The sequence below is a fragment of the Chryseobacterium wanjuense genome (assembly GCF_900111495.1).
GTDB lineage: Bacteria > Bacteroidota > Bacteroidia > Flavobacteriales > Weeksellaceae > Chryseobacterium > Chryseobacterium wanjuense.
Window position 1 is genome coordinate 341319 of record NZ_FOIU01000002.1, and the last position, 26821, is coordinate 368139.

Below are 26821 nucleotides of genomic sequence, written 5' to 3' on the forward strand. Positions count from 1 at the left end.
TTATGAAGAAAGTACTTCAGAATCCTGTTTATTTTTTGTCTTGTCTGATATTTCTTATTGCAACAGCATTTTTGGCATATCTTACATACAGCAATCTCGATAAAGGATTTATTTTCAACGACGAAGCCTATTATTTGTCTTATTACAGCAATAATGGAGGCTATCTGAGTTTTGACAGAACTAATTTTTTCAGAATATTCAGGTTTTTATACACTCCGAATATTTATCATTTCAGAGTTATTTCTATCACAACTCTCGTTGTAAGCAATTTTTTACTTTGCTATTCTACCTTTAAATATCTGAGATTCAATAATTATCTTGTTTTATACAGCTTATTGGGTATTTTCATAGGATTTGAAAGCTGGAGCATCAGCAATCTGATTATCCAGCAATACATTGGTAATACAATTCTTGTTAATATCGGAGTCTCACTCATGCTTATTTCTCTGATTGTCAGGAAACAATTTTTCATCGTACTTTCGGGTTTTGTCTTATCATTTGTGCTTTTCAACGGAAACTCGCACAGTATTATTATTTTTCCGATACTGGCATTTTTTATACTAAGTGATGCTAAAAACAGGAGATCAAACCTACTGTATTTCTTTATGGGATTTATAGCCGGAATTGTTGTGTATTTCACCTTTCTGGACACTTTTGATAATTTTATTTATCAATTTAAATTTCTCAAAGAATATCTTAGCTTCCATAGAAAACAGCACTCAAAATCCTTTATGGTTTTATGGTGTGTGTATCTTTTCCTCAATGCTATTTTACCCGTTGCCATAGCTTATTTTTTATTATGGAGAGCTAAATTTTCTGAGTCATCTTTAAAAGTTTTAGATAAAATTCTAGCAGTAATAGGCATTATTACAGTGTTGTCATTTTACTTTTATTATGAATATTATATTTTTTCTTTTATCATCTTTACTCACTTATTAGCTTTAAGATTCTGGGTCGAGAAGACTGAAACCAAGAATAGCAAATACATTATTATTTTACTTTTGATCATACCTTATTGTCTGGCTTTTGGCTCACAGACATGGTTTCATTTAAGATTGAATGCTTATAAATTTTATTATTTCCTTCTTATTTTTATTTGTTTGGTAAAGCTTTATAAAAATAATTTGTGGATGATCGGATATCTGGTGCATATTGTAACAATGACGATCATTTTTCCCAGAATTATCCACGACAAAGGCTGGAAAGATTTCGTATTCACCGAGCAAACCGAAAAAGTAAAAGTAAACGGCTACGATTTATATTTGGATAAAGGAAGAAAAAAAGACCTTGAAGATCTCCGCCCTTATCTGGAAAATCAGGACAATGTGATCTACTCTAGCAATCACCTGATGGGCTATTTGTATATTTTAAAAGCAAATCCGCCTATTTATTATTACTTTACCCTGAAAGATTACATCAGGTTTATCATCAAAAAAGTTGGGAAAACTCCCGATGATTTTATCTATATTGAAAGTAACGATTACCCTTTCTATCCTAAAGAAATTGTACCTTTAAAGTTCGTAAGCCATCCGGAAAATTACAAAGTCGTAAAAACCGGAAGATTTACAATATACCTTCCCTCAAACTTTAAAAAAAAATAAAATGTGTGGAATAGCCGGAATAATAGCTAATAACGCTAGAAATTACCAGGAAGAACTCAAAAGAATGACAGACTCCATCGCACATCGCGGTCCGGATTCTGCCGATTTTGAATTTTATGAAAATGCAGCATTGGGGCATCGCAGACTTTCCATTATCGATCTTTCCGATACGGGAAAACAACCCATGCTTTCCAGTACAAAAAATGAATGTATCGTTCTGAATGGCGAGATCTACGGCTATCAAAACATTAAAGCCCAATATCCCGAATATCCCTATCGCGGAACTTCTGACACAGAAGTCATTCTTGCAATGTATCAGAGAAAAAAAGAAAACCTGATCCATGATCTTCCGGGAATGTTTGCATTCGCCATCTGGGACAACGAAAAACAGGAGTTATTCTGCGCAAGAGACCGTTTTGGTGAAAAGCCTTTCTTTTACGCCATCGGGAAAAACAACGAATTTATTTTCGCCTCTGAAATTAAAGCTATTTTAGCTTCAGGGCTCATTCAGCCGAAAGTGAATCAGGAAGCAATTTCCTATTATCTACAGTACGGATATGTGAGTACCTATCACAGTATTTACGAAAATATTTACACCCTTCCTCCGGCTCATCAGCTGATCTGGAAAAACGGGAAAATTAATATCTCAAGATATTACAGTCTCCCAGCAAAAGACCGGGTTTTAAGCCTTTCTGATGCTAAGGATGAATTTATATATTTATTAAAAAATGCCGTTCAGAAACAGCTTATTGCCGACGTAGAAGTGGGTAGTTTTCTAAGTGGCGGACTGGATTCTTCTTCGATTGTGGCTTTGGTGGCAGAGTTTTTACCGAGACAGACCACCATCAGTTTTGGCTACGATCATGAAGACAGCGAACTAAAATATGCCAAAGAAATTGCCGATAAATATCAGACCAATCATGTTGAAGTACACGAAAAGAAAGAAGATCTGGCAACTTCCCTGTTAAAGATTTCTCCATTTTTTGATGAGCCTTTTGCTGATATTTCTTTTATTCCGCATTTTGAGATTTGCAGGAATGCAAGGAAAAACCTTACCGTCGTGCTTTCCGGAGATGTCGGAGACGAATTATTCGGAGGGTACAATTTTTATCGTGTTGAAAATCAGCTAAGAAATCATTTCAGCTATAAAAATATTGTGGCTAAGTTTGGGTTACAATTATATCAGAAATTAAAGCCGGTTTCATTTATTACCCAAAAGAATCTGGCTCATGAAAATATCCTGGATTTCCATCAGAATTTTGTGAGAAATTCATTTAATAAAGAAGAAAAAAATGCGCTGGGAATTACGGCGGCTTACGAGCAACCTTATAGTTTCACCCCGGATCCGCATTCTTTAAACGACATCATGAGGGTTGACCTAGAAGGCTATGTTCCCGGAAATATGATGGTAAAATCCGACAGAATGGCTATGGCCAATTCACTGGAAGTGAGAACACCTTTTCTTGATATCGATTTTGCAGAATTTTGCATCCAGCTTCCGGAACAGTTGAAACTGGATAACGAAAACGACAAAATCATCCTTCGTGAAGCGATGGGGTCTTACTGGACGGAAACCATCCGAAACCGCCACAAGCAAGGCTTTGGAATGAGTGTGAAAAGTTGGTTTGAAGAAGAAAACCTCATCAGTCTTTCCAACGATTTATTGAAAAATCCGAATCAGAAGGTTTTTAATTATATTGATTTTAAAGCCACACAAAAGTTCCTGAATAAGGATCACAAGCACTGGAATCTATTGCAATTGGCCCTTTGGGCTCATAATAACCAAAATGTTTTATAATGCTTGATATTTCTGTAATCATTCCGGTTTATAATGCAGGTCAGTTTTTAGAAAAATCTGTAGAATCTGCCGTACATTTTGATGAAGTAAAGGAGATTATTTTAGTTGAAGATAAATCCACAGACAATTCATTGGAAATCTGCCGGAAATTAGCTTCCGAAAATCCGAAAATAAAACTGTTTCAGCATCCTGATCAGGGAAATCATGGAGCCGGAGCAACCCGAAATCTGGGAATAGAAAAGGCAACAGGAAGTTTTATTACTTTTTTAGATGCCGATGATTATTACCTTCCCAACCGATTCGATGCGGAAAAGGAAATTTTTAATGATCCTAAAATTGAAGGCGTTTTCGGAGCGATCGGTGTAGAATATCTTACAGAAAAAGGCAAGCAGGAGTATCAGACAAAATTTAAAGATGCTGCTCTTACGACGGTAAATTATCCCGCTGAAGGAGAAGAAGTTTTCAGAGGACTGCTGAGCTTAACGCCTAAAGCTTTCGGCACTTTTTTTCACCTGAATGCATTAACCATCAGAAAATCTGCCCTTGATCGGGCACAGCTGCGTTTCAACAAAGATCTGCGGGTGCATCAGGATTCTGATTTTAATATCAAGCTGGCGTATCACTGTCATTTGAAATCCGGGATTATTGATAAAGCCATTGCAATCCGTGGAATTCATGATGACAACAGAATTACAAAAATCGTTCAGTATTCTCCACAGTACAACCAAAGACAATATCTTTACTGGAAGTCGCTGTATGACTGGGCAAGTTCGAAAGGGCTGCCTGCGGAATATCAGAAAAGAATTTATTTAAGTTATAAATCTTTTGACCTTTCTCAGAAAAAAGGATTGGCAAAATACAGCAATATTGTATTGGAAGGACTCAAAAACCCGGAAATATTGAAGACAAAATATCGCTTTAATTATTATAAATAAAGATGAATATTTCCGTGATCATTCCCGTGTACAATGCGGAAAAATATGTTGCCCAGGCTGTAGAATCTGCTCTTCAGTTTGAGGAGGTCTATGAAGTTATTTTAATTGAAGACAAATCTCCAGACAATGCATTGATCATTTGTGAAGAGCTGACGCAAAAATATGACCGGGTAAAACTCTTCCAGCATCCGGACAAAGGAAATCACGGAGCTTCGACTTCTAGGAATTTGGGAATCGAAAAATCAACGGGAGATTTTATCGCTTTTCTTGATGCGGATGATTATTACCTCCCCAACCGTTTCGATGCGGAAAAAGAACTTTTCAAAGATCCCAAAGTGGAGGGTGTTTATGGAGCGATGGGCGTTCATTTTTATTCTGAAAAAGCCAAGGAACAATATTATAAAGTTTTTAGAAGCTCTTTAACAACCGTTTATAAAAAATATCACCCTAAGGACGTTTTTCCGGGGCAATTGTATCTGTTGGGGAGTTTTGGGATGTTTAGTATTGTTGCACTTACGATTCGCAAAGATTCTTTAATAAACAAAATGCATCCCTTTTTCAGACCCAATTTAAAGCTTCATGAAGATTCGGAATTTTTGTTCCGATTGTCCTATTATCTGGATCTTTATCCCGGAAGTATTGACAAACCGGTTGCTCAACGAGGGGTACACGAAGAAAACAGGATCACAAAAGTAGGCATCAATAAAAAAAAGCCCGTGCTCTCAAGGTATATTTTCTGGAAACACGTAAATGAATGGGCCAGTAAAGAAAAAAATATGCCCGAAAATATTAAAATTCACATCAAAAGGATGGAGCGAAGCTTTGAAATCGCCCACACTCCCAACCCTAAGAAGTGGGCAATGATTCTTAAATATTTAATCCTGGATTATCCAAGCATAAGGTCGGGATTATATAACATAAACTTCAGAAATACAATAATTTAATTCTTTTTTTTAATACAACACTAAACAATGAAAATCTCTGTAATTGTTCCGGTTTACAACGCTGAAAAATATGTAACCCAGGCTGTGGAATCTGCTCTGCAGTTTGAGGAAGTATATGAAGTCATTTTAATTGAAGATAAATCTCCGGACAATGCGCTGGAAGTTTGTCAGCAATTGGCTCAGAAACACGACCGGGTAAAGCTTTTCCAACATCCCGACAAGGGAAATCACGGAGCAGGACCAACAAGGAATCTAGGTCTGGAAAATGCAACGGGAGACTTTATTGCCTTCCTGGATGCCGATGATTACTATCTTCCGAACCGTTTTGATGCAGAGAGAGAACTTTTTAAAGACCCTAAAATAGAAGGCGTTTACGGAGCATTGGGGGTACATTATTATTCTGAAAAAGCAAAGGAACAATATTATAAAGTGTTTGGAGACCGATTGACCACCGTTCATAAAAGACATGATCCAAAGGATGTATTTCCCGGACAAATCAATATGAAAGGAAGTTTCGGGCTTTTCAGCATTGATACTTTAACGATACGAAGAGATGCTTTGGTGAAAAAATTAAAGCCATTTTTTAAAACGCATTTAAGGCTTCATCAGGATACGGAATTTTTGTTCAGGCTTTCCTATTATCTGGATCTTTATCCTGGGATTTTAGATAAAGCTGTTGCCATGAGAGGCGTCCACGAAAATAACAGAATCACAAAAGTTGATACTAAAAAAGTAAAACCTGCAACTACAAAAGTGCTTCTTTGGAGAGAAATAAACAATTGGGCGAAAGACGAAAACACGCTTCCACAAGATGTAAAAGTACATATCAGAAGAATGCACCGCAGCTATGAAATTGCGCTTGCTCCACCTGCAAAAAAATGGGGAATGATTGCAAAATATCTGATCACGGATTATCCGAGTATCCGGTCTGGACTTTATAATATCAATTTCAGGGAATATTTATTTTAAAGTTTTTGTATGTAAAAGAATAGAATCCGCGATTTGGGCCGTAAAAACTTTTCCGGATTCTTTGTACATATGATTTCCGTCGGTGTAAGTATATTTTTTAGCTTCTGGTGAAAAATCAAAAAATCCAATTCCCTGTTTTTCAGCAATCGCTTTTATCCTTTTACTGAAATCCGGGGAGTATTTTTTTTCTATTTCCAGAACTTTTTCCGAAGGAGGAATTCTTACGATATACACACTTCCTTTAGTCTTTAAAAAATCAATAATATTTTCCAGTGACTTTAATCTGTATGTGGATATTTCCTGTTTTTTAGATGAAAGTATAGCTTCTTCCACTTTCTTTACCGTTCGCGCCGCCACTGTATCCGGATGTACATCTACCGTAACTTCCATCCATCCGTTTTTGTGCAAATAGGTGTTGGATTTGGCCACTTCTTCCCTGTCTTTATAGATATTAAACCAGCTTCTCGGGTAATTTCTCAGAAGATATTCATAATTGGGATTTATATCATAAAAATGCATACTTGCCAGAGGTGATCTAGTTTCCGGCAGGTCCTTTTCTTCCTGTCCTTTATCAATGGATACACTCCACGGATCGACAGTTAAGATAAAAATTCCGTTTTGGGTATTGGGATTGAGTTTCTTTTTAATCGCTTCAAAATAAACCTTTCCATACGGAGAATCTGCAATATTAAAAGCAAAATTGGTAAACTTCCTGTCCTTAAACTTAGCATCCAGAATATCCGGAACTACCGCCTGAACACCACGCGAATCTCCCATGATCATATTGGATGGTTTCGGACCTGTAAAATGTCTGTAACTATCATCCGTATTGCCGTCTGCAAAAGTTCCTAAAAACAATAAAACAGCAACGACTCCAATAATGTAAAATGATATTTTAAATAAAAACTTTTTCATAATTAGAATTGTTCATAGATGAAATTACCGTTACCAAACACTCCAAAATACATAATCATGAAGATAAGAAAAACATACAAAGCCCTTCTCATTATCGGATTGAATCTGCTGATTTCCAAGCCATGCTCCTGATCTTTATTCATCCAGTCAATTAAAACTAAAATAAAAATAAATCCTAAAATTTTTACTTTAATAAACTGTGGAATGGAGAAAAAAGAAAGGCTGAAAACCCTTCCGTACATTCCTACGGCATCTGTAAGTGTAGGAGCTGCAAATAAGATAAAAGCAAAGCAAACCATCACCATTGTAAGGAAAATATTCCCCATTTCCGGAATAGTAGGAAAAGATTTGGAAAATTTCTTCTTTTTATTCAGCTTATTGGTAAGGATCAACGGAATATAATACAAGCCGTGAAGCAGCCCAAACAAGACAAATGTATATCTTGGGCCATGCCAGATGCCGATAAGGACAAAATTTAAAACAATAGCCGCTATCAATCCTTTTTTTTCATAATCCCTGAACTGGATGACCAAAGGCGTAAATACATAATCCGTAAGCCAGGAAGTCAGTGAAATATGCCATTTTCTCCAAAATTCAGCGATATTTTGGGCAAATAGAGGGAAGGCAAAATTTTTCGTTATTTTAAGACCTAAAAGCTTCGCAAGACCAATCGCCATATCGGAATATCCAGAAAAATCGGCATAAATTTCGAAAAGAAATAAAATCGCACCGAAAGCAACCGTACTTCCGGAAAGATGCTCATAATTCTGAAAAATTCCCTGAGTAATTGGGGTAATACTATTCGCAATCACCAGTTTTTTAAAAGCTCCGTACAGAATTTGTCTTACCGCATCGGCGCCATTTTCAGAGGTAAAAACTCTTTCTTTTCTGAGTTGAGGAAGCAATAATCCGCCTCTGTCTATAGGACCGGAAGTCATGCTCGGGAAAAAAGCGATATAATTGAAAAATACCAAAGCATCAGGCTCCGGTTTTAATTTTCTATTTTTAATATCAAGGAAATAGCTGATAATTCTAAAGGTATAAAAGCTGATTCCCAGGGGTAAAGCAATGCTTACAGTCAATGTATTTTTGATGCCGAACAGATCAGCAAAAGAATCTATAAAGAAATTAAAATATTTAAAATAAAACAGCGTTCCTATGGCTAAAATAAGCCCTAAATTGAGATAAAGGCGTTTTTTATTTCCTTCATTTCCACCGATTTTAATTCCTAAAAAGTAAGCCGCCGCCGAACTTCCGATCAGAAGAGCTAAAAATCTCCAGTCCCAGAAAGCGTAAAAAACATAACTCGCCAAAAGCAAAAGAATATTCTGTATTTTAACATTTTTCTGAAACAGCCAGTAAAGCCCGAAAACGGTTACAAAAAAGAGAATAAAAGCAATAGAGGTGAACTGCATTATTTGTGTTTAAAATTCAAAATTAATAATGTGAAGCATCCAAAAAGATATGGTTGCCGTTGAAGTGTTTTCCTCCGTTTAGGCAAAGATCAATGACGTTGGAAATGTCTTTGCTTTCCAGGTTTTCTTTCAGTGGATAACCGGAAAGAATGGTTTCTTTCATCCGCTCGTCCATATCTTTGTGAAAATCTGTTGGGATAAATGACGGAGAAATAGAATTGCAAGTAATCCCGAATTTTACGTTTTCAAGTGCCCAACTTTTGCTCATTTGCAACAAATAAGCCTTGTTTGAGTTGTAAACAGATGTTCCCATGGCCGGAGACTGCATCGATGAAGTGAGAATATTGATGATTCTTCCTTCCTTCTTTTTGCGGAAAATTTTAATGCATTCCTGAGTAATTTGTAATGTTGGAATGATATTATTTTTAAAATCATTTAAAATTTTCTCAGATTCCGTTTTGTGAAAATACGTATCAATGAAAGTTCCGTTATAGTAATTATTGATAAGAATATCTGGTGAAAAAGCTTCAATTTCAGCAGAAAAGCCAGCCATCTCCGATTCTGATGTGAAATCTATCTGATAAGCTTTTGCATTAGGGAATTGATTTTCAATTTCCTGTGCAGATTCTTTTGAATGGCAGTAGGTAAATAATACCTCATATCCTTTCTCAAGAAGAAATATATTAATCGCTTTTCCGATTCCGGATGATCCCCCGGTTAAAATTACTTTATTCACGTTAATTCTTTTATTTGAATTTTGCCTGCAGCTACGGTTTTATTTTCTGCATTGATAAATTTAAACTTAAAAGTATTCACCTGTACCGCTTCCGACTGCTCGTCTACGACAGCTTCAAAATTTAAGACATCATCAAGATAAACAGGATTTTTAAAATTAATATGCTGAGAGAGAATCATCACATTTTCCGTCGGCAGAAGTTCCCCGATAAAAAAAGACAGGAATCCGTTCAGGATATTTCCGTGCATTACCTTCGATCTGAAGCCTTTGTTTTGGGCAAATTCTTCATTGGTATGGAGCGCATTTCTGTCATTAAAAACAGTAATGAACCCATTATAAATTTTATCATCAATTTGAAATTGATGCTGAAATTTCTGGTTAAGCTGAAGTACCATTTATTTTGTCAAAATACAGTCGATCATCTCTCCTACGTTGTTCCAGCTTTGGATTTCCGAAGAAGTAAAACGTACTCCGAAAGCCTTTTCTACCGCCACAATCAACTGAATATGAGAAAGAGAATCCCATTCTTCAATATCTTCCGCTGTCGTTTCAAAATGCAACACAATTTCGTCGTTATCTAGCTCGTCGTGGAAGATTGTTGTAAGTTTCGATAAAATTTCATTCTTGTCCATATACTTGTCTGTTTATTTTATAATTTATTTAGCTAAGATAAAAACATCTTTCGGTTCATATTCCTCTACATTCAAAAGCCATTTATCTTCATGGGATCTGAATCCCAGTCTTTCGTAATGATCTTTCACCATCTGATTTTTCGCTGTGGGAAGATATTCTCCCATCACGTATTTAAAGCCGTTCTTTTTAGCGGTATCAATAATAGTATTTAAAGTAAAATCTTCCATTCCTCTTTTCAGGACACGACAGCTCATGAGCCAGGTATCGATGAAAAGTGTTTCGGGATCCTTCTTTTCAAGCACGATTACACAGATCAGTCCGTTGTCACCATATTTGTCCTCCAGTGTGAACGAAATCGTGTGATGATCTTCAGAATTCATAAGATTTTCAACTTCCTGTTCAGTATATCTTACTGTTCTTAAATTAAACTGATTCGAACGCTGTGTAAGCTGAGAAACCCTCGGTTTTGAAAAATTATTAAAAGCCTGAACATCAGAAATCATATTCATACTTTTCAGGAAATCAGTGACATCCGTGAAGCTTTCAAGATCTGTTGCTCTCTGTGCTTCAACCTGATATTGTTTGGTTCTCTCGGCGTCGTTTTCGGAAAAACTTGCTGTTTCGAAAAGGTTTAAACCGTATAGATATTCCAGATATTCTGCTGGATCTTCCGGCAATTCCGGAACGCAGATATCAGGAAGGTTTTCTCTTACCAGATTTCTTTCAAACGGATTATCATCCAGGAAAACCATAGAATCAAATCCAATATTTAAAATATTTTGAATCTTTCTGATATTATCGGCTTTGTTATCCCAGTTGGCAACAAAAACGGCAATATCTTCCATTTTCAGAACCATATCCGGATGTTTTTCGAAAGGTTCTTTGGCTTTATCTTCATCATTTTTACTGCAAACTGCCAGAATCACTCCCCTTTTCTGTAGAGCTTTCACCCAATATTGGAATTCTGTGAAGGCTTTTCCGATTCCCAGACTTCCAATCTGGATTTTTCCCAGACCATCGTCACCGATAATTCCGCCCCAGGTTGTATTGTCGAGATCCAGGATAAGGCATTTTTTAAATTTACCTTCCAAAGACGAAATAATACTGAAAATATGATGTGCTACAATCGGTAATGCATCCAATGAAAGCACCATCTCAGTGTTTACATAAATATTTGGGGTAAACATAAAGTCTCGTCCCCATTTATTCTGGATAGAAAGAAGGTCGGCAATAAAGAAATTATCTTTTTTTGTTGCAATGTCTGCAGAAAGCAAATAATTGAGTTTATTTTGCTGAAAAACAAAAGAGGATTCTACTTTATTCGAAAAATTTCCGAAAATCTGGTTATTGATGACCGGAAAATTGCAATAAATTACCCTGCTTTTAGTCCGGTTTTGAATCGTTGAGTAAAGTTCTTCAATATACTTTATTTTATTCTCCGCAAAATCCAGCTGAGCATCATATGATTTGTAATATTGAGTTAAAAGCTTATGAGAAGATTCGAAAATAATGGTATAATCTGCATTAAATTCATACAATTCCGATGTCGGATCTAAAACCTGACGCGAAATCTGCCCAAAATCTGCCTCGAAGATTTCAAGATTAAAACCTTCTTGAATGGCAGTTCCTTTTAAAGCTATATTTAAAAATTGTGTGGCCGTATCACCCAGAAGGGCAACTTTTATGTTTTTAAGCTCTTTTGTGTTTCGGCGAATTTCTTTCTTAAGTTCTGAAAAAGTTTTGTACATACAGCTTTATTATTTTGTTAAAAATACAATTGTACTTTCGTTTTCAGATTCTACTATACATGTTGAAGAAGAACTTTTGTGAAAATTTTTCGATTTTTTTTCACAAAAACATATAATAGAGACTTGGGAAACTATTTTCATTTTATTGTGTTTGTTTGTATCACAAAAATAGAAATTTTATCTGATTTGAGAATCAAATGCTTCAGGCCTTTTATTTCACAAAAACACCGATATATTTCCCTTCATATTCTACCACCGTCGTATCGATATTATTTTTTTCGCAGAAATCCTGATAGGCAGAGTTGTCACCAATGTCATCACTGATGAAAACACCTCCGGTTCTTAAATGCTTGTAAAGCTCCGTATACGCCCAGAATCTTCCATTATAACTCTTGTCAGAATCATAGTGTACAACATCAAAAGATGCACTGTCTGCAAAAATTTTCGGTAAAGATTCTTTATCCGCAAAACGGAATAATTTCCAATGTGGTTTTAGATTTTCGGGAACTACGTATCCTACATACTGATCGCCGTCCTGCGCCAGGTAAGGCATATCCGAACTGTATAAAGTTCCGCCTCTTTTTTCCAGCGACAAAAGGGCCGCCAGAGAAGACCATCCGTAAGCAACACCCGTTTCTACAGCATTTTTTGCATTAGCGAATTCACAAGAATAATAAATTAATTCCAACGCTCCTGCACCTCCCATTTTGATAGGGCATTCGTTTTGTCTTCTTTCCGCTTCTTTTAAAATTTCTGCAAAATTGTTTTTGAAAGGATCGATATCAATTCCGAAAAGTTTGGAAACAGCTTCCTTTTGGGAGATGGCTTTAGAAGCCGCCCAGGAATTCGTTTTTTCCTTTCCTTTAAAGGCATTTCCCCTGTTTACGGTGTTCTTGATGATTTTTCTTCCCAACTCAGGATAAAGGTCGGGTCTTTTCAGATAGGCAACAAATGTTTTGAGAACTCTTGATATTTCGCTCACTGTGTTAAATTTAGGACACAAAAATAAAGATTTTTCTTTTATTTTTAAGATATAATTATATTTGTAAAAAATTATTAACACAAACACGATGAAATTTTCACTTTTAATTGCCAATTATAATAATGGAAAGTTCTTTAAAGATTGCTACGATTCCATTCTTGCACAGGAATATAAAAATTGGGAAGTTGTCATTATTGACGACCGATCAACCGATGATTCCGTAGAAGTGATCAAAAAAATTATCGGCAGCGATGAGCGGTTTAAACTGTATGAAAATGATGCCAACTACGGCGTAGGAGTTACAAAAGCCAAGCTAATTGAAGATGCTTCAGGAGATGTCTGCGGATATTTGGATCCGGATGATATCATTAAGCCCAATGCCCTGAAGAGTGCCGTGCAGGTTTTGGAAAAGAAAAAAGATGTGGTTCTTACCTATTCCAGGCTGGCAAAATGTGATCAGAATTTAAATATTATTAAAGAATTCCGTGCGGCTATGCAGGTTCCCAACAGACAGAAAACTTTTTTTAATTTCCCCATACAGATCGCTCCTTTTGTGGCTTTCAGAAGGGATGCTTATTTAAATGGTCCGAAAATCAATCCCGAGCTTAAAATTGCTGAAGATCAGGATCTTTATTTTAAAATGTATGAAGTGGGAAAAGTACATTTTATCAACCAGACAGATTATCTGTACCGGGCGCATTCGGGAGGAATTTCTCAGAATGCCAACAAAGAAAAATCTTACAGCTACTATGCGCGCTCTATCTGGGAAGCCATGCAGCGAAGAAATTTAAAACAAATCAACGGCAAACCTGTTCCCGAAAGCTATACTGACCCTAAGGAAATTTTTGCCCTTTTAGAATATCAAAATAAAATACCATTTCGTATTAAGAAAAAATTTATTATTCTTTTACAAAAAATCTTCGGTTAATGCCAGACAAAAAAAAAATAAAAGTGCTTTTCAGGCATCGCTCAATGGAAATGGGAGGTGTGGAAAAGGTGGTTTTAAGTATGCTTAATCATCTTAATAAAGATAAATTTGAACTGACAATCTGCTTAAATATCAACCAGGGAGAGCTTCGCAATGAGTTTCCGAAATATGTGAGAAAAGTTTACCTTACAGACGGGCGGGAAGATCTTTCGAAAAATTCCGTGATCCAGAAAATCCAGTTGGCCAAAAGAAATCTCAAGCTGAAAAGTGCTCTGAAAAATCCCAAAATTGCCGATAAACTTTTAAATGAAACCTATGATGTAGAGATCGCGCCAACTTATGCGGCATTTTCTGCTGTTTTGAATTCACTTAATAAAAATTCAAAAAAAATAGGATGGTTTCATTCTGACATTACCTTACCAAAACTTCAACCTTTGGTGCCGGAAATTTTAAAGCAAATTCCTCAATTTGATTATTTTATTTTCGGTTCCCAACAGACGAAAGATATTTTAGTTGAAACCTATCCGGATCTTAAAATTCCGGAAAATCAGGTTATTTTAAATGCTATTCCGATTGATGAATTAAAACAGAAAGCTCTGGCCTTCAAACCGGAACTACCGAATAAACCGGTCTTTGTTTCCGTTGCAAGACTTCACAGTCGTAAAGGGTTTCATAAATTGATGGATGCCCACGCCAGATTATTGAAAGACGGCTTTGATCATCACATCATCGTTATCGGTGATGGTGAAGAAATGGAAAACCTTAAAAAACAAGCGGAAAATCTGGGAGTAACGGAGAGTTTCAAATTATTAGGCTCTTCGATGAATCCTTACCCGCATGTAAAAAATGCAGATTTTTTTATTCTTCCCTCCGAATCCGAAGGCTGGCCTCTGATCATTGCTGATACATTAATTCTTCAGAAACCGATTATATCAACGAATGTGGGAGGAATTCCTGAAATGATCGAACACGAAAAAACAGGTTACCTCATCAATTACGAAACTGACGAAATGTACGAATCTATGAAGAGATTCCTTACCGAACCTGATTTAGTTTCTCAGATCAAAGAAAATTTAAAAAATATTGAAAAGCAGTTCGACAATCAGAAAATCTTTGATGCTGTCGAGGATATTATCATTAATCTGTCAAAAAAATAAATATGCTTTTGTTATACCGCGCCATCCTGAAAATTCACACCACGTATCAGTTTATGATACAGAAAATTTACCTTAAAATCTGTCTTGCAAAAGGATTGAAAGTGGGTAAAAATGTTCGTTTTGTGGAAGTTCCTCAATTTGGAACAGAATGTTTTTTAATTGAAATCGGCGATCAGACGACTTTTTCCAACAATGTAAGATTTGTAAATCATGATGGCGGTCAAAATGCCTTACATTTTTTTGATAAATATAAAGATGTAAGAACTTTCGGAAGAATAAAAATCGGTAAGCAATGTCTGATCGGGGCAGATACAATCATTATGCTCGGTGTTGAAATGGGCGACAATTGTGTGCTGGGTGCAGGTTCTATCCTTACGACTTCTATGCCGAGCGGAACAGTTTATGCCGGAGTTCCCGCAAAATATATCTGTACCATCGAAGAATATGGCGACAAATTATTAGCAAACAACGTGATGTACCCCCGCGAACTGGAAAAAGACCGACCAAAGCTCGAAGCATACATCAAAGAACACCTCCCTCACACATACAAACCGGTAAAAAAATAATGACTGAAAAAAAGAAAATACTTATCCGGATAGGATCTCTGCGCCACGGCGGTGCAGAAAAAGTATTGGTTACCTTTCTGAAAAATCTCCCTCAGGATAAATATGAAATTGATTTATTATTAAATCTTTATTCCGGAAAATATTTATCTGAAGTTCCCAGTTGGATTAATATTTTATATTTAAATAAAGGAGAAATGATCACCACCAATCGCCCTCATGAGATTCCCAGAAAGGCGGCAAGGGTGATCTATCAGGGAGCATTGAAAAAATTCCCGAATCTTCTTTATAAGGGAAAATTAAAGAATAAAAAATACGATATCGAATTCGCCGCCATTCATGGAATGCGAGACGAAATTTTGGGCTCCCCTATCAAAAGTTCAAAAAAAATAGTCTGGATTCATAATGATCTTTCTCAGGTAAAAGGCTATACCAATGATGAAATCAGGAAGTTTTTCGGTTTTGATAAAATCATGGTGATTTCAGAAAAAATTGAACATCTTTTCCATAGTTTAGCTAAAAATGAAACGGAAAAACAGAAAATTGTAAAAATTTATAATCCTTTGGATACGGAAGAATTTATTGCAAAAGCAGATCAGCCTGTTTTACATTATGAATTCGACCACTCGGTTCCCACCTTCATTTCCGTTGGTACCGTATTTCCGCAAAAAGGTTTTGACAGATTATTAAAAGTCCACAAAAAGCTTCTGGATGAAGGTTTTAAACATAAAATCCTGATCGTTGGCGATGGCTATGATTTTGAAAATATTAAAAAATTAAAATCAGATCTTGGCGTTGATGAGACGGCGACAATGCTGGGCTTTACAGATAATCCTTATCCTTATTTCAAAAATGCAGATTTCTATATTTTAAGTTCGAGATACGAAGGTTTTCCGACCGTCCTTTTTGAAGCAATTACCTTAAAAAAGAGAATTATTTCCACTGAAGTTTCCGGCGCCAATGAAATGCTGAACAATGGTGAATTGGGTCTCATTGTAGAAAACTCGGAAGACGGAATTTATGAAGGAATAAAAAAAGCACTGACTCAACCGGCATCATTTGAAACATATTCGGAAAAGCTGAAAAACTACGAAATGCCTTTCAATCTTGAGAATTCAGTGAACAAGATCACTTCAATTTTAGACGAATTATAATTAAAATTAATCTATCTGAAAACCACAGATTTCTTACATTTGTTGTATGGCAGAACAATATTCTACGCTTCAAAAAGATTTTTACCGGGAAAGCGGAAAGTGGCTTTCCACCTTTGAAATTTGGGCAAAATGTATTAATCCCAACCTTCATTTCATTTATATTTTAAGACAAACTCAAAAATATAAGAAAAAATCTTTGCCCGGACTTTTCTGGCGCTTGGTTTTAAGACGCCATCAGATCAAATACGGTTTCCAGATCTACCCTGAAACCGAGATCGGAGAAGGTTTTTACCTGGGACATTGGGGAAGCCTGGTGATAAATCCTAAGGCAAAAATCGGGAAAAACTGCAATATTGCTCAAGGCGTTACGATCGGACAACAAAACCGTGGCAAGAATGCAGGCTACCCTGTCATTGGCAACGAAGTCTGGATCGGCACAAACGCAGTGATTGTCGGCGCCATCACCATCGGAAATAATGTTCTTATCGGCCCGAATTCTTACGTTAATTTTGATGTTCCGGAAAATTCTGTCGTATTGGGAAATCCAGCGAAAATTATTCCTGCGGAAGATGCGACGGAAGGGTATATTAATAATCGGGTTTGAGTATTAGAGTTGGAGGTTTTAGTGTGAGAGTTGGAGCGACGATGAGTTGAGTTTAGGGAATTCTTTTTACTTTTTACTTTTTACTTTTTACTTTTTTACTATCATTTCTGTAATTTTATCTTGATTTTGTTAAGTTTAAATTATCATAACATCAAAATACATTAGAAAAAACAACTTTTGTGTTTTATTAATTATGATTTTAAGCATATTTTAATATTAAACTTTGTTAAAAGTAGTTGCATTTTCCGTAAAATCTTTATTTTTGTATTATCGATTTAGTCTATTGATTTTAAAAATAATTTAAACGAAATAAATAATTATAAACCAAATTTAAAATTATGTCACAATCGTACAAGGTTATTTTTGAAAACAACAAAAAATGGGTAGAGTCTAAGCTTGCGGAAGATCCGGATTTCTTCCATGAACTGGCAAAAACTCAGCATCCCGATTATCTGTATATCGGATGTTCGGACAGCAGAGTTACGGCAGAAGAGCTGATGGGCACGAAACCCGGTGAAGTTTTTGTAACGAGAAACATTGCCAATGTGGTCAATACTTTGGATATGAGTTCCACAGCTGTTATTCAATACGCTGTAGAACATCTGAAAGTCAATCACATTATTGTCTGCGGACATTACAACTGTGGTGGTGTAAAAGCAGCGATGACACCTCAGGATTTAGGATTATTAAACCCTTGGCTGAGAAATATCCGCGATGTTTACAGATTACACCAGGCTGAGCTGGACGCCATCGAAGATGAAGCAAAACGGTATGACCGTCTTGTAGAACTCAACGTTCAGGAGCAGTGCATCAACGTGGTAAAAATGGCTTGTGTGCAGGAGCGATACATTTTAGAAGAGTTTCCTGTAGTTCACGGCTGGGTATTCGACCTTAGAACGGGTAAGATTATTGATCTGGAGATCGATTTCGAAAAAATCTTGAAAGACATCCAAAAGATTTACAACCTTACAAGTTCGGATTGGGTGATGAGCAGAAAGAAGAACTAAAGTTTTTTCTATAAAAAAGAGAATGAAAATGAAATTCTGGAGTATTATTACATTATTGTTTTTCCTAAACTTTACGGCATTACCTGGTATTGCTTCCGTATTCGGTTGGGATCTTACAAGAACGAATGTAGTGATCAATGAAGAAGAGCCGCATTCTCACCCATCATCTTTTATTGTTTACGAAAAGACTCTTCCAAAACCTTTGGATGTTTTCGATTATCTGAAATTTTTTGAACCTTCCATTGAAGGCAAATCTTTTGTACTGGTAGATGATTCCTTTCATCTGTCACCTTTACTTACTATATTTTCTCCGCCTCCGGAAGCTTAATTTTAAAGTTAGATTTTTTGATAATTATTCATATCATTTTTTGATATCGAATAGACACGTACTTTAAAAATTAAATTTCCAATCTTTTATAATTGATTTATTGAAGGACTAATAAATCTGTTATATCACACAGCTTTACAACATCATGAAAAAAACAACATTAATAGGAGGAATTAAGGAGAATTTCCCTTCAGGACTCGTGGTATTTTTAGTCGCACTTCCTTTGTGTTTAGGAATTGCATTGGCATCAGGCGCTCCGCCATTGTCCGGCGTTATTGCAGGAATCGTGGGCGGTATAGTCGTAGGAACGATGAGTAATTCGAATATATCGGTTTCAGGGCCGGCTGCAGGTCTTACGGCCATTGTTTTAACCGCCATTACAGATCTTGGCGCATTCGAGCTTTTCCTTTGCGCAGGGATGGTTGCAGGCGTTATTCAATTGATTTTAGGATTTGTCCGTGCAGGAAGTATTTCCAATTATTTCCCGAATAATGTCATTGAAGGAATGCTTGCCGCCATCGGTATTATTATTATTTTAAAACAGATTCCGCACGCATTAGGGTTTGATAAAGATTACGAAGGACACCAGTCAATTTTTGATAATGGGTTGAATTTCGGATATTTTGATGAACTATTCGGAGCCATTCATCCGGGAGCAATTATTGTAACTTTAGTTTCAGTGGGTATTTTGATCACCTGGGATAAAGTGCAGGCTTTAAAAAGAATAAAAATGCTTCCAGGAGCTTTGGTAGCCGTAGTTACAGGAATTCTTTTAAATGAAATCTTTAAAATGACGGGCAGCTCATTAGCTATCGGATCCCAGCATTTGGTTTCATTGCCGGTTCCCCAGTCTGTTGACGATTTTAAAAATCTGATCACACTACCCGACTTCGCGGGATTTACCAATCCAAAAGTATGGATCGTGGGAGCAACGATTGCCATTGTCGCATCGATTGAAACCTTACTTTGTATTGAAGCATCCGACAGGCTGGATCAGCAAAGAAGAATTACAGATACCAATCTGGAGCTGAAAGCTCAGGGAATCGGGAACCTCATCAGCTCATTTATCGGTGGTCTTCCGATGACTTCGGTGGTGGTAAGGAGTTCTGCGAATGCGAATGCAGGGGCGACCTCAAAATCATCTACGATTATTCACGGGATTTTATTGTTGATCTGTGTCCTTTCAATTCCGGTGGTGTTAAATTTAATTCCATTGGCAACTTTGGCTGCAGTGCTGATTTTGGTAGGTTATAAATTAGCAAAACCTGCGACTTTCAAGCATTTCTGGCATTTAGGAAAGTTCCAGTTTATTCCGTTTGTGGCAACGGTGGTGGCTGTTGTAGCAACAGATTTATTAAAAGGAGTCGGAATCGGTCTTGCGATCTCTATTTTCTATATTCTTCAGGGGAATATGAAGCGTGCTTATTATTTAAGCCGAGAAAAACTGGATGATGCAGACGGAATCAATATCAAACTTGCTGAGGAAGTTTCATTTTTAAACAAGGCAGCTATCAAAAAAACACTTAAAAATATCAAACCAAATTCTACCGTGACAATCGATGCGAGAGGCACGTCCTATATTGCGACGGATGTTCTGGAGATGATTCAGGATTTTGCCAATATCAGGGCGAAGGAAGAAGATATTGAAGTAGAACTTTTAGGCTTCAAAACCTCTTACAGGGATTATGAAACCGATGAAGATTCTCACATTTTGGTTACCCACAGAAGAGCAATGTAAGCTCAAAAATAAATTTTTAATTTTAATAAAAAACATTCAAAATAAATTATGAAAGCACACACATATGAAACTCAGTCAACCATTACTCCGGAAAAAGCTTTAAACTTTTTAAAAGAAGGAAACCAAAGATTTGTAAACAATCTTAAAGCCAACAGAGACCTTTTGGAGCAGGTAAATGCTACGCGTGAAGGGCAATGGCCGTTTGCAGTGATTTTAAGCTGTATCGACAGCCGTACGTCTGCGGAGCTTATCTTTGATCAGGGACTGGGAGATGTTTTCAGCATCAGAATTGCAGGAAATTTTGTGAATCAGGATATTTTGGGTTCAATGGAATTCGGATGCAACGTTGCTGGGTCCAAGCTTATCGTAGTTTTAGGACACACAAAATGCGGTGCTTTGAAAGGCGGACTGGATGCAGCACAAATCGAAGGAATGGGAATGGATAACCTGAACCACCTGATCAATCATTTTGACCCGATCATCACTGAGGTGATCGAAGAAGGTGAAGAGCGTTCTTCTAAAAACAGTTCGCTATTGGAAAGACTGAACCAGCAAAACGTAAAGAATGCGATCGAAGACATCCGTAAGCAGAGCTCAACATTGAAAAACCTTGAAGAAGAAGGTAAAATAAAAATCGTAGGAGCCAATTATGACGTTGAAACAGGCGTTGTAACCTGGTTGTAGAAAAAGAAACAACCGTCTCCAAAGATCTAGATAAATATGTTATAGTTAGATAGATTGGAAATTAAAATCTTTAAAAGTACATCTGAAGACCATCCATTGAGGTGGTCTTTTTTTGTTTAATTAAAAACGAAATATTTACCCCACCTGTCAATCAGAACGGAGCGAGGCGAAGTGAAGAATCTATAACAGCTTATTTGTGAAAAATATTTGTGCCATTTCGGTCTTAATTATGTTTTAGCTAAAGCAATTTGATTACTTTTGATATTCAAAAAAATGTTGCCGATCAACTTATGAAAATACAGATCAATATCATCCTGGTTATACTATTATTATTTTTAAATGGAATTTTAAAAGCCCAGAAAACCGTCAGTGATACGCTTGCTTATGCCAAAAAATTTGAAACCAATAAGGAAAAATATATTGGAAAACCCTTTTCATTGCTGTTAAAAGATATGACTCAAATGCAGCCTAAAAAAGCAAAATCTGATCTCAGAGACAATCCAAGCAATCCTTTACCGAGCACATTATTCAGGTTTTCGGACAAGGACATTAATTCCGCGAATGAAGTTACTTTAGTCATTACATGGAAAGCAGATGATACGCCGACCACCCCGATAGAGTTTTTTGAGCAGGAGCACAATTACCGTTTTACCGTCAGTGAAAAGAATTTCTTCGAAAAGAAAATTGTAAAAGATATTTTAGTTTATAAATAATTATTTCCCATTAAAAGCAGACATTGTATTATTAATTCCCGCAAAAACAAATGAAAGGCAAGCTTTGGAAAATTTATCTATTCTTTCGGAAAGCTTTTCTTTTTCTTCTTCATTCCAAGTTCCTAAAACGTAGTCCACCTGTCTTCCTTCGGAAAAATCTGCAGAAATTCCAAAACGAAGGCGTGCGTAATTTTGTGTCTGCAATACCTCGTTGATATTTTTAAGCCCGTTATGACCCGCATCAGAACCTTTTCCTTTCAATCTTAACGTTCCGAAAGGCAATGCCAGATCATCTGTCACGATCAAAACATTTTCCAGGGGGATATTTTCTTTCTGCATCCAGTATCTCACGGCATTTCCGGAAAGATTCATGTAGGTATCCGGTTTCAGGATCAACACCCTTCTTCCTTTGTATTTCCCGTCTGCCATCCACCCGAAATTGGTGGTATTGAAAGGTGCTTCGAGAGTCTCTGCAACTTTTTCAGCGACTTTAAAGCCTATATTGTGTCGTGTATTTTCATATTCAGGACCTTTGTTTCCCAGCCCTACGATTAAGTATTTCATTAAAGAAATTTTTGCAAAATTAGGCATTAAAAATAAAAAACTCAACCTTCGGAAAGATTGAGTTTAAATATTGTTTAAAAATGATTTCTTACAATGGTTTGTAGATATAGTTTACACCAAATCCTTTTGTCATGTAGGTCTGCGGATCGTAGTTGTAATCTGTTGAGAATACAGTAGGAACCGGAACAGGCGGCGTAAGATCCGTAATAGAGAATCTTTTCGGGCTGTTTGGTGACAAGATCCAGCTTTCTACATCATTGATATCTGTAGATAAAAGTCTTGAAATCTTATATGCAGTAGGTATCAATGTAAACGGGCTAAGCTTAGCATCATAATTGGAGTAGTCGTAAGCAAATTTTGTGACTGCCGGGCCGAAAACACCTCCACTCATAGGACCGTAATGTCTCGTAACTTTAGAAATGTTATCTCCTAAATATTCATACTTGGTTTTAGAATAATCTGTGTATGCGAATGGAGTTCCTGAAGCATCAGGCCCATTTTTCATAATGATTGAATCCAATTTTGCCGTAGCAGCAGAATATGTTAATTTATAAAGGGTTTTTGTCTTTTTGTAAAGTGTCTGTGGACTTGGCGGAGCCGGTGGAGTAACAGTTCTCTTAAAGAATGAACGGTTCTCTGAAATAGACTCCAGTCTTCCCGTATTTCCGTAAGTGAATAGCTGTGTAAAGACGATACTGTCTTTATCCAAGTCTCCGTCGCCATCAAGATCAAGGAAACCTTTGAAGTCGATCTTGCTCACTTTATCTCCACTCCATGCAATATCTGTTACAGAAGCGCTGTCTGTAATCACTTTTGATAACTGCAATCCGTTGTAATAATACGTAGCTAATGTATCTGAATCTGTGATTTCTCTGTATAAAGCTCTGGGACCATTCAGTCCTGTGTTGTTATTGACATCTAGCAATGGATTTCCGTCTTCATCTAATAAATCTTTACAAGAGTGGATCGTAGAAACACCTACTAATAATAAAACAAAATAAAAAAGTCGTTTCATTCCAAAGGGGGATTATTTAATTTTTCACAAATATAATTTTTTTTTGAATAAAAATTATCTAATTATTAATATTCCATTAAAACTATTAAAAAAATAGTCTTTACTTATAACGGCTTGTATATGTATTTAATTGTCTGGCTTGGGTCAGAAACCGGATAATTTTGAGAATCATACAGATATCCTTTAGGTACAGATATTGGCGGCCCGGACGGATTTTGTATCGTTATCTTCCCTGTATTATTGGAAGAAAGCATATAAAAATTGATCGGGAATAAGGTACCTGTTACCATAAAGTATTCTTTTGGCAACGTTGTATAAGGATTGATCTTGCTGTCATAATTATCATACGAATACGTAATCGTAGAAGCTGTAGAAGTATCAGGATTTCCTCCGCTCATCGGCATTGTGGTATAGTCTACTTTCGCTACATTGCTTGCAGAGAAGGTAAATTTATGTTCCACATAATGTGTGTACGATGCGCTTCCACCCATTTTTTTCTTCTCAACGATTCTGTATAACTGTCCGCCTGCATCATAAAAAATAGTGAAATCACTATGATTTGTGGTAGACATTGCTGTCTGATCCATAGAAATGGCAGACATTTTTCCGTTGGTATAAGATATCGTGTACAGGTTGTCGACCACGTGCGGATTTACATTATCCTGATATTTGATTTTTGTAATCTTATCTCCGGTATACGTTATGCTCGCCGTAAGGGTATTGGTAGACCCTGCATCTCTGATATAAGCATCAGAAAGCACACCTCCTATTGTCGTAACATATTCTTCGGTATCTTTTGTTCCGTTGTTTACTTTGCTTAAAATTCTCGGGCCCGTAATGGTAGATCCTCCGGGATTATTGTTATTTTGATTGGGCGGATCATCGGTTGAATTGTCGCAAGACACTACAAAGCCCAGTGCCAAAGCCGCAAAAGTTGAAAGAAAGTATTTTTTTGTCATATATTATTAATTTTCCCGTCAAATATAATTGATTTTCATTGAAAAATTCCAATTAAGAATCATAATTAATAAAAAAAATCTAAAAACTTTCGCTTTTAGATCTTATAATTATCATTTATTTATGAAAAAATTAGTAGGGCTGTAAAACCGAAAGTGTAAGTACAGATTCTGACATATCAGAATTCAGATACGTCGTATTTACCGCTCTTCCTATTCCTAATGTATTCGAATTGATGTTTCTCTTCGTACACGCTGCTTTTACGGTATAATTATTTTTTGGGGTAAGATTGGCAAGAGTAGCATTCAGGTTGAAGATTTTATTTGTTCCGTCACCGCCTATAATAACGTCTGTTCTTACGGCTCTTAATTTATTATCAACAAAAATTCCGCACGCAAAACTTGTAGAAGCATTTCCGTTTCCGGTTTTCTGCGCAGTTGTCTGGAAATTGAATGTCACCTTATTCGTAGCATTGGTAATCGAGAAAGTTCCCTGAGTTCCCGATAAGACCGTCCATGCACTTGTCATTGTCGATCCTTCATCATAGGGTAAAGTTTCGCCGTTGTTTCCGGAAAATGATGCCCCTGTTTTATCTTCCAGTGTACTCATCTGATATAGCGACATACTTGTCAATCCGTTGGCCACTTTTATGCTTTTCCAGTCATTGACCGTTAAGCTAGCATTATTGTGGAAAATAGTTCCGACAGCACCGGCAGAACCTTTTACGGTATTTGTTCCTCCTGTTCTTAATTCTTTTCTTGCATTAAGATCACCATTAATGTCAAGCATATTCACCGGAGTCGTTGTATTGATTCCCACTTGACCATTGTATAAAAATGTGATCAATAAATTTGTTATCAGTAATAATTTTTTCATTTGTATTAATTTGTAATTGTATTGAATACCTGTGGAACCTCATAAACATCCACTTTCAGAGAAGATTGAGAAATAAAAGAATCAATATTGGAAGCCACTGCTTTTCCGATTCCCAGAACCGTTCCGTTGGCAACGTTATAAGAATCCAGTCTGGAGCAAGATACCGTCACCGTATGCGATCCTTTCGCTAGGTTTTCTACAAGACCGATCTGGTTGTGTGTAAGGAAAGGATTGCTGGCACTGCTTGCCTTTAGATTTCCTTGTCTCAGGTTTATTAATCTGTCATCCACAAATATTCCGCAGGCATAATCAATAGAACTATCTGTACTTCCTGCTGCAGAAAAAGTCGCCTGAGCCACTGTTTCAAACTGAAAATAGGCTTTACTTATTGTACTGTATACATTGATCGTTTGGGTAAGACCCGGGATCTTTTTAAACTTCGCAAAGTTTGTATAGGTATTATTTTTTGTAAATGTCGTAGATCTTGAAGTAATTGTAGATTCATCAGCACTTGTGAATGAAACACCCGTCTCATCCGAAAAGGAATTATTAAAAATTAAATAAAACTTATTCGGTTCATATTCCGGAATTCTTAATGTCTTCCAGATTGGCGGATATCCTTCTCCCTGAGAAACCAAAACCTGAGTGTCGGTTCCTTCCGAAAGTTTGTTCTCCGTTACATCTAAAACGGCAATTTTTCCTCTTAAATTCGTATCTCCATTAACGTCTAACGTCGATTTTGGAGATTCTGTCTTGATTCCGATTTGGGCAGAGAGTGATAACCCTATTGCGATGAATAGGATAGAAAATATATTTTTCATGAATTATTTTAGTTTAGTTGATTTCGTAGGTTACATATTCCAATAGGTCTATTTTCATCATAGATTCTAAGGTGAATGCGTTCGAAACATTGTTGGTATTCGACACGTTTCGTCCAATGGCAAATTGAGCACTGCTGCTGGATGCATTGATTTTCCTACAGGCGACCTCCACTTTGTGGGCGCCGATCGGAACGTTTTGTTCCGTATAATTCAAGGTAAAAATATAATCCTGGATTCCTCCTTTTTCAGAATTATTTGTTGAAGAAATTTTGTCCGGACGTACTGCTACGAGTTTTCCGTTTCTGAAAACACCACAAGTGAAACTGATGTTCTGTGATGTAGTAGGAGAAGAAGACTTCATCTCAACTCCTGTCTGGAACTGATAAGTAAGTCTGTTTCTGCCGTCTTTGATGGTGAAATTGTTTTCTAGACCGGCTATTTTTATCCACTTTCCTTTGCTGGTATCTGTGACATCATCACCGACGCTGTTTTTGTAAACGCTATCGCCTAAGGTACCATTTGAAAGGGTAGTAATACCCGTTTGATCCGTTGATAAGTACGAATTGACTAATTTGTACTGACCTTCCTCCATGAAGGTAACATTCAGAGATTTCCAAACAGGAGGTAAACCTTCTCCTTGGGAAACCAATACTTGGCCATTGAGCCCGGGATTTCCGGCCTGAGCAGAAGTACCGCCTACTCTAAGTTCTTTTCTTAAGGTGGTTTTCCCGTTTACATCGAGAACAGAATTGGGGGTACTCGTACCAACTCCCACCTGCGCATAGGCCTGGATCGATAACAATCCAGCTACGCAGCAATACACAGTTTTTTTCATAATAAGGGACTGCAAAGATAATTAAAAAAAACTACAAAAAGTAGAGTTACAATCCCTAAACCTATCTAAACTAACTATTTACGACATATTTCATTTTCGGAAAAAAGTAGAATTATTACTACGAACAAGTGTTAGGTTTCACTGTTTTTCAACACAAAATTTAACAAATAATTCACTTAAAAGAAACTTATTGTCTCATAT

The 26821-nt window shown here is 36.6% G+C and carries 28 protein-coding genes; 15 read left to right on the forward strand and 13 right to left on the reverse strand.

Going from position 1 to position 26821, the window contains the following annotated elements; all coding sequences use genetic code 11:
* Window positions 1-2 precede the first annotated feature (2 nt).
* Genes BMX24_RS13290 through BMX24_RS13310 form a run of 5 tightly spaced genes read left to right on the forward strand, consistent with a single transcriptional unit; the run spans window position 3 to window position 6247 of the window.
* Complete coding sequence (locus tag BMX24_RS13290; RefSeq protein ID WP_089793476.1) at window positions 3-1601, forward strand: hypothetical protein; 1599 nt, start codon at window positions 3-5, stop codon at window positions 1599-1601.
* A gap of 1 nt (window position 1602) precedes the next feature.
* Complete coding sequence (gene asnB / locus BMX24_RS13295) at window positions 1603-3399, forward strand: asparagine synthase (glutamine-hydrolyzing) (protein WP_089793478.1); 1797 nt, start codon at window positions 1603-1605, stop codon at window positions 3397-3399.
* Entirely contained in the window at window positions 3399-4334 is a 936-nt protein-coding gene (locus BMX24_RS13300) for a glycosyltransferase family 2 protein (RefSeq protein ID WP_089793480.1), read from the forward strand. Before asnB ends, BMX24_RS13300 begins: the two co-directional genes overlap by 1 nt.
* A 2-nt stretch (window positions 4335-4336) precedes the next feature.
* Window positions 4337-5278, forward strand: a complete 942-nt coding sequence (locus tag BMX24_RS13305; RefSeq protein WP_089793482.1) for a glycosyltransferase family 2 protein — start codon at window positions 4337-4339, stop codon at window positions 5276-5278.
* 27 nt (window positions 5279-5305) lie between these two features.
* Window positions 5306-6247 (forward strand): glycosyltransferase family 2 protein, encoded by a 942-nt coding sequence (locus tag BMX24_RS13310; protein ID WP_089793483.1) that lies wholly within the window; start codon window positions 5306-5308, stop codon window positions 6245-6247.
* Here BMX24_RS13310 and BMX24_RS13315 read toward each other — a convergent pair.
* The 7 genes from BMX24_RS13315 to BMX24_RS13345 form a co-directional block, all read right to left on the reverse strand.
* A complete protein-coding gene (locus BMX24_RS13315; protein ID WP_089793485.1) occupies window positions 6239-7162 on the reverse strand; it encodes a hypothetical protein in 924 nt (307 codons plus the stop codon). The genes BMX24_RS13310 and BMX24_RS13315 overlap by 9 nt on opposite strands.
* Before the next feature lie 2 nt (window positions 7163-7164).
* The gene (locus BMX24_RS13320; RefSeq protein ID WP_089793487.1) at window positions 7165-8577 is read right to left on the reverse strand and encodes an MBOAT family O-acyltransferase; all 1413 of its coding nucleotides are present in this window, start codon (window positions 8575-8577) and stop codon (window positions 7165-7167) included.
* A gap of 22 nt (window positions 8578-8599) precedes the next feature.
* Window positions 8600-9313, reverse strand: coding sequence for an SDR family oxidoreductase (locus tag BMX24_RS13325; RefSeq protein ID WP_170835713.1), 714 nt, complete (start codon window positions 9311-9313; stop codon window positions 8600-8602).
* Window positions 9310-9708: a MaoC/PaaZ C-terminal domain-containing protein gene (locus BMX24_RS13330; protein ID WP_089793491.1), complete on the reverse strand. Its 399-nt coding sequence runs from the start codon at window positions 9706-9708 to the stop codon at window positions 9310-9312. Before BMX24_RS13330 ends, BMX24_RS13325 begins: the two co-directional genes overlap by 4 nt.
* On the reverse strand, window positions 9709-9945 hold the full coding sequence (locus tag BMX24_RS13335; protein ID WP_089793492.1) for an acyl carrier protein: 237 nt from the start codon (window positions 9943-9945) through the stop codon (window positions 9709-9711). It abuts the gene before it with no gap.
* A 24-nt stretch (window positions 9946-9969) separates the two neighbouring features.
* A complete protein-coding gene (locus BMX24_RS13340) occupies window positions 9970-11694 on the reverse strand; it encodes an HAD-IIIC family phosphatase (RefSeq protein WP_089793494.1) in 1725 nt (574 codons plus the stop codon).
* A gap of 211 nt (window positions 11695-11905) precedes the next feature.
* Window positions 11906-12676, reverse strand: a complete 771-nt coding sequence (locus tag BMX24_RS13345; RefSeq protein WP_089794685.1) for a class I SAM-dependent methyltransferase — start codon at window positions 12674-12676, stop codon at window positions 11906-11908.
* Window positions 12677-12764: 88 nt separating this feature from the next.
* Here BMX24_RS13345 and BMX24_RS13350 point away from each other — a divergent pair, with 88 nt between their 5' ends.
* From BMX24_RS13350 to BMX24_RS13395, 10 genes are all read left to right on the forward strand, one after another.
* Window positions 12765-13604 (forward strand): glycosyltransferase family 2 protein, encoded by an 840-nt coding sequence (locus BMX24_RS13350; RefSeq protein WP_089793495.1) that lies wholly within the window; start codon window positions 12765-12767, stop codon window positions 13602-13604.
* Window positions 13604-14761 (forward strand): glycosyltransferase, encoded by a 1158-nt coding sequence (locus BMX24_RS13355; protein ID WP_089793497.1) that lies wholly within the window; start codon window positions 13604-13606, stop codon window positions 14759-14761. The genes BMX24_RS13350 and BMX24_RS13355 overlap by 1 nt, the downstream gene beginning before the upstream one ends.
* 2 nt (window positions 14762-14763) lie before the next feature.
* Window positions 14764-15327, forward strand: a complete 564-nt coding sequence (locus BMX24_RS13360) for an acyltransferase (protein ID WP_089793499.1) — start codon at window positions 14764-14766, stop codon at window positions 15325-15327.
* On the forward strand, window positions 15327-16478 hold the full coding sequence (locus tag BMX24_RS13365; RefSeq protein WP_089793500.1) for a glycosyltransferase: 1152 nt from the start codon (window positions 15327-15329) through the stop codon (window positions 16476-16478). Before BMX24_RS13360 ends, BMX24_RS13365 begins: the two co-directional genes overlap by 1 nt.
* Before the next feature lie 46 nt (window positions 16479-16524).
* Entirely contained in the window at window positions 16525-17082 is a 558-nt protein-coding gene (locus BMX24_RS13370; protein ID WP_089793502.1) for a serine acetyltransferase, read from the forward strand.
* Window positions 17083-17420: 338 nt separating this feature from the next.
* The gene (locus tag BMX24_RS13375) at window positions 17421-18089 is read left to right on the forward strand and encodes a carbonic anhydrase (protein ID WP_089793505.1); all 669 of its coding nucleotides are present in this window, start codon (window positions 17421-17423) and stop codon (window positions 18087-18089) included.
* 22 nt (window positions 18090-18111) lie between these two features.
* A complete protein-coding gene (locus BMX24_RS13380) occupies window positions 18112-18417 on the forward strand; it encodes a hypothetical protein (protein ID WP_228404845.1) in 306 nt (101 codons plus the stop codon).
* Between the two features lie 145 nt (window positions 18418-18562).
* Window positions 18563-20155: a SulP family inorganic anion transporter gene (locus BMX24_RS13385; protein WP_089793507.1), complete on the forward strand. Its 1593-nt coding sequence runs from the start codon at window positions 18563-18565 to the stop codon at window positions 20153-20155.
* A gap of 48 nt (window positions 20156-20203) precedes the next feature.
* Entirely contained in the window at window positions 20204-20839 is a 636-nt protein-coding gene (locus BMX24_RS13390; protein WP_089793509.1) for a carbonic anhydrase family protein, read from the forward strand.
* Between the two features lie 290 nt (window positions 20840-21129).
* A complete protein-coding gene (locus tag BMX24_RS13395) occupies window positions 21130-21552 on the forward strand; it encodes a hypothetical protein (protein ID WP_139176847.1) in 423 nt (140 codons plus the stop codon).
* On the opposite strand, the gene pth is transcribed toward BMX24_RS13395, so the two are convergent.
* From pth to BMX24_RS13425, 6 genes are all read right to left on the reverse strand, one after another.
* On the reverse strand, window positions 21553-22116 hold the full coding sequence (gene pth / locus BMX24_RS13400; protein ID WP_089794689.1) for an aminoacyl-tRNA hydrolase: 564 nt from the start codon (window positions 22114-22116) through the stop codon (window positions 21553-21555). It abuts the gene before it with no gap.
* A gap of 88 nt (window positions 22117-22204) precedes the next feature.
* Entirely contained in the window at window positions 22205-23131 is a 927-nt protein-coding gene (locus BMX24_RS13405; protein WP_089793513.1) for a hypothetical protein, read from the reverse strand.
* Window positions 23132-23235: 104 nt separating this feature from the next.
* On the reverse strand, window positions 23236-24090 hold the full coding sequence (locus tag BMX24_RS13410) for a hypothetical protein (protein ID WP_089793515.1): 855 nt from the start codon (window positions 24088-24090) through the stop codon (window positions 23236-23238).
* A 130-nt stretch (window positions 24091-24220) separates the two neighbouring features.
* Window positions 24221-24964 (reverse strand): hypothetical protein, encoded by a 744-nt coding sequence (locus BMX24_RS13415; RefSeq protein WP_089793517.1) that lies wholly within the window; start codon window positions 24962-24964, stop codon window positions 24221-24223.
* A gap of 5 nt (window positions 24965-24969) precedes the next feature.
* Complete coding sequence (locus tag BMX24_RS13420) at window positions 24970-25785, reverse strand: hypothetical protein (protein ID WP_089793520.1); 816 nt, start codon at window positions 25783-25785, stop codon at window positions 24970-24972.
* 13 nt (window positions 25786-25798) lie between these two features.
* Window positions 25799-26620 carry a hypothetical protein gene (locus tag BMX24_RS13425; RefSeq protein ID WP_089793521.1) on the reverse strand — a complete coding sequence of 274 codons (822 nt, stop codon included), beginning with the start codon at window positions 26618-26620 and terminating at the stop codon, window positions 25799-25801.
* Window positions 26621-26821 lie beyond the last annotated feature (201 nt).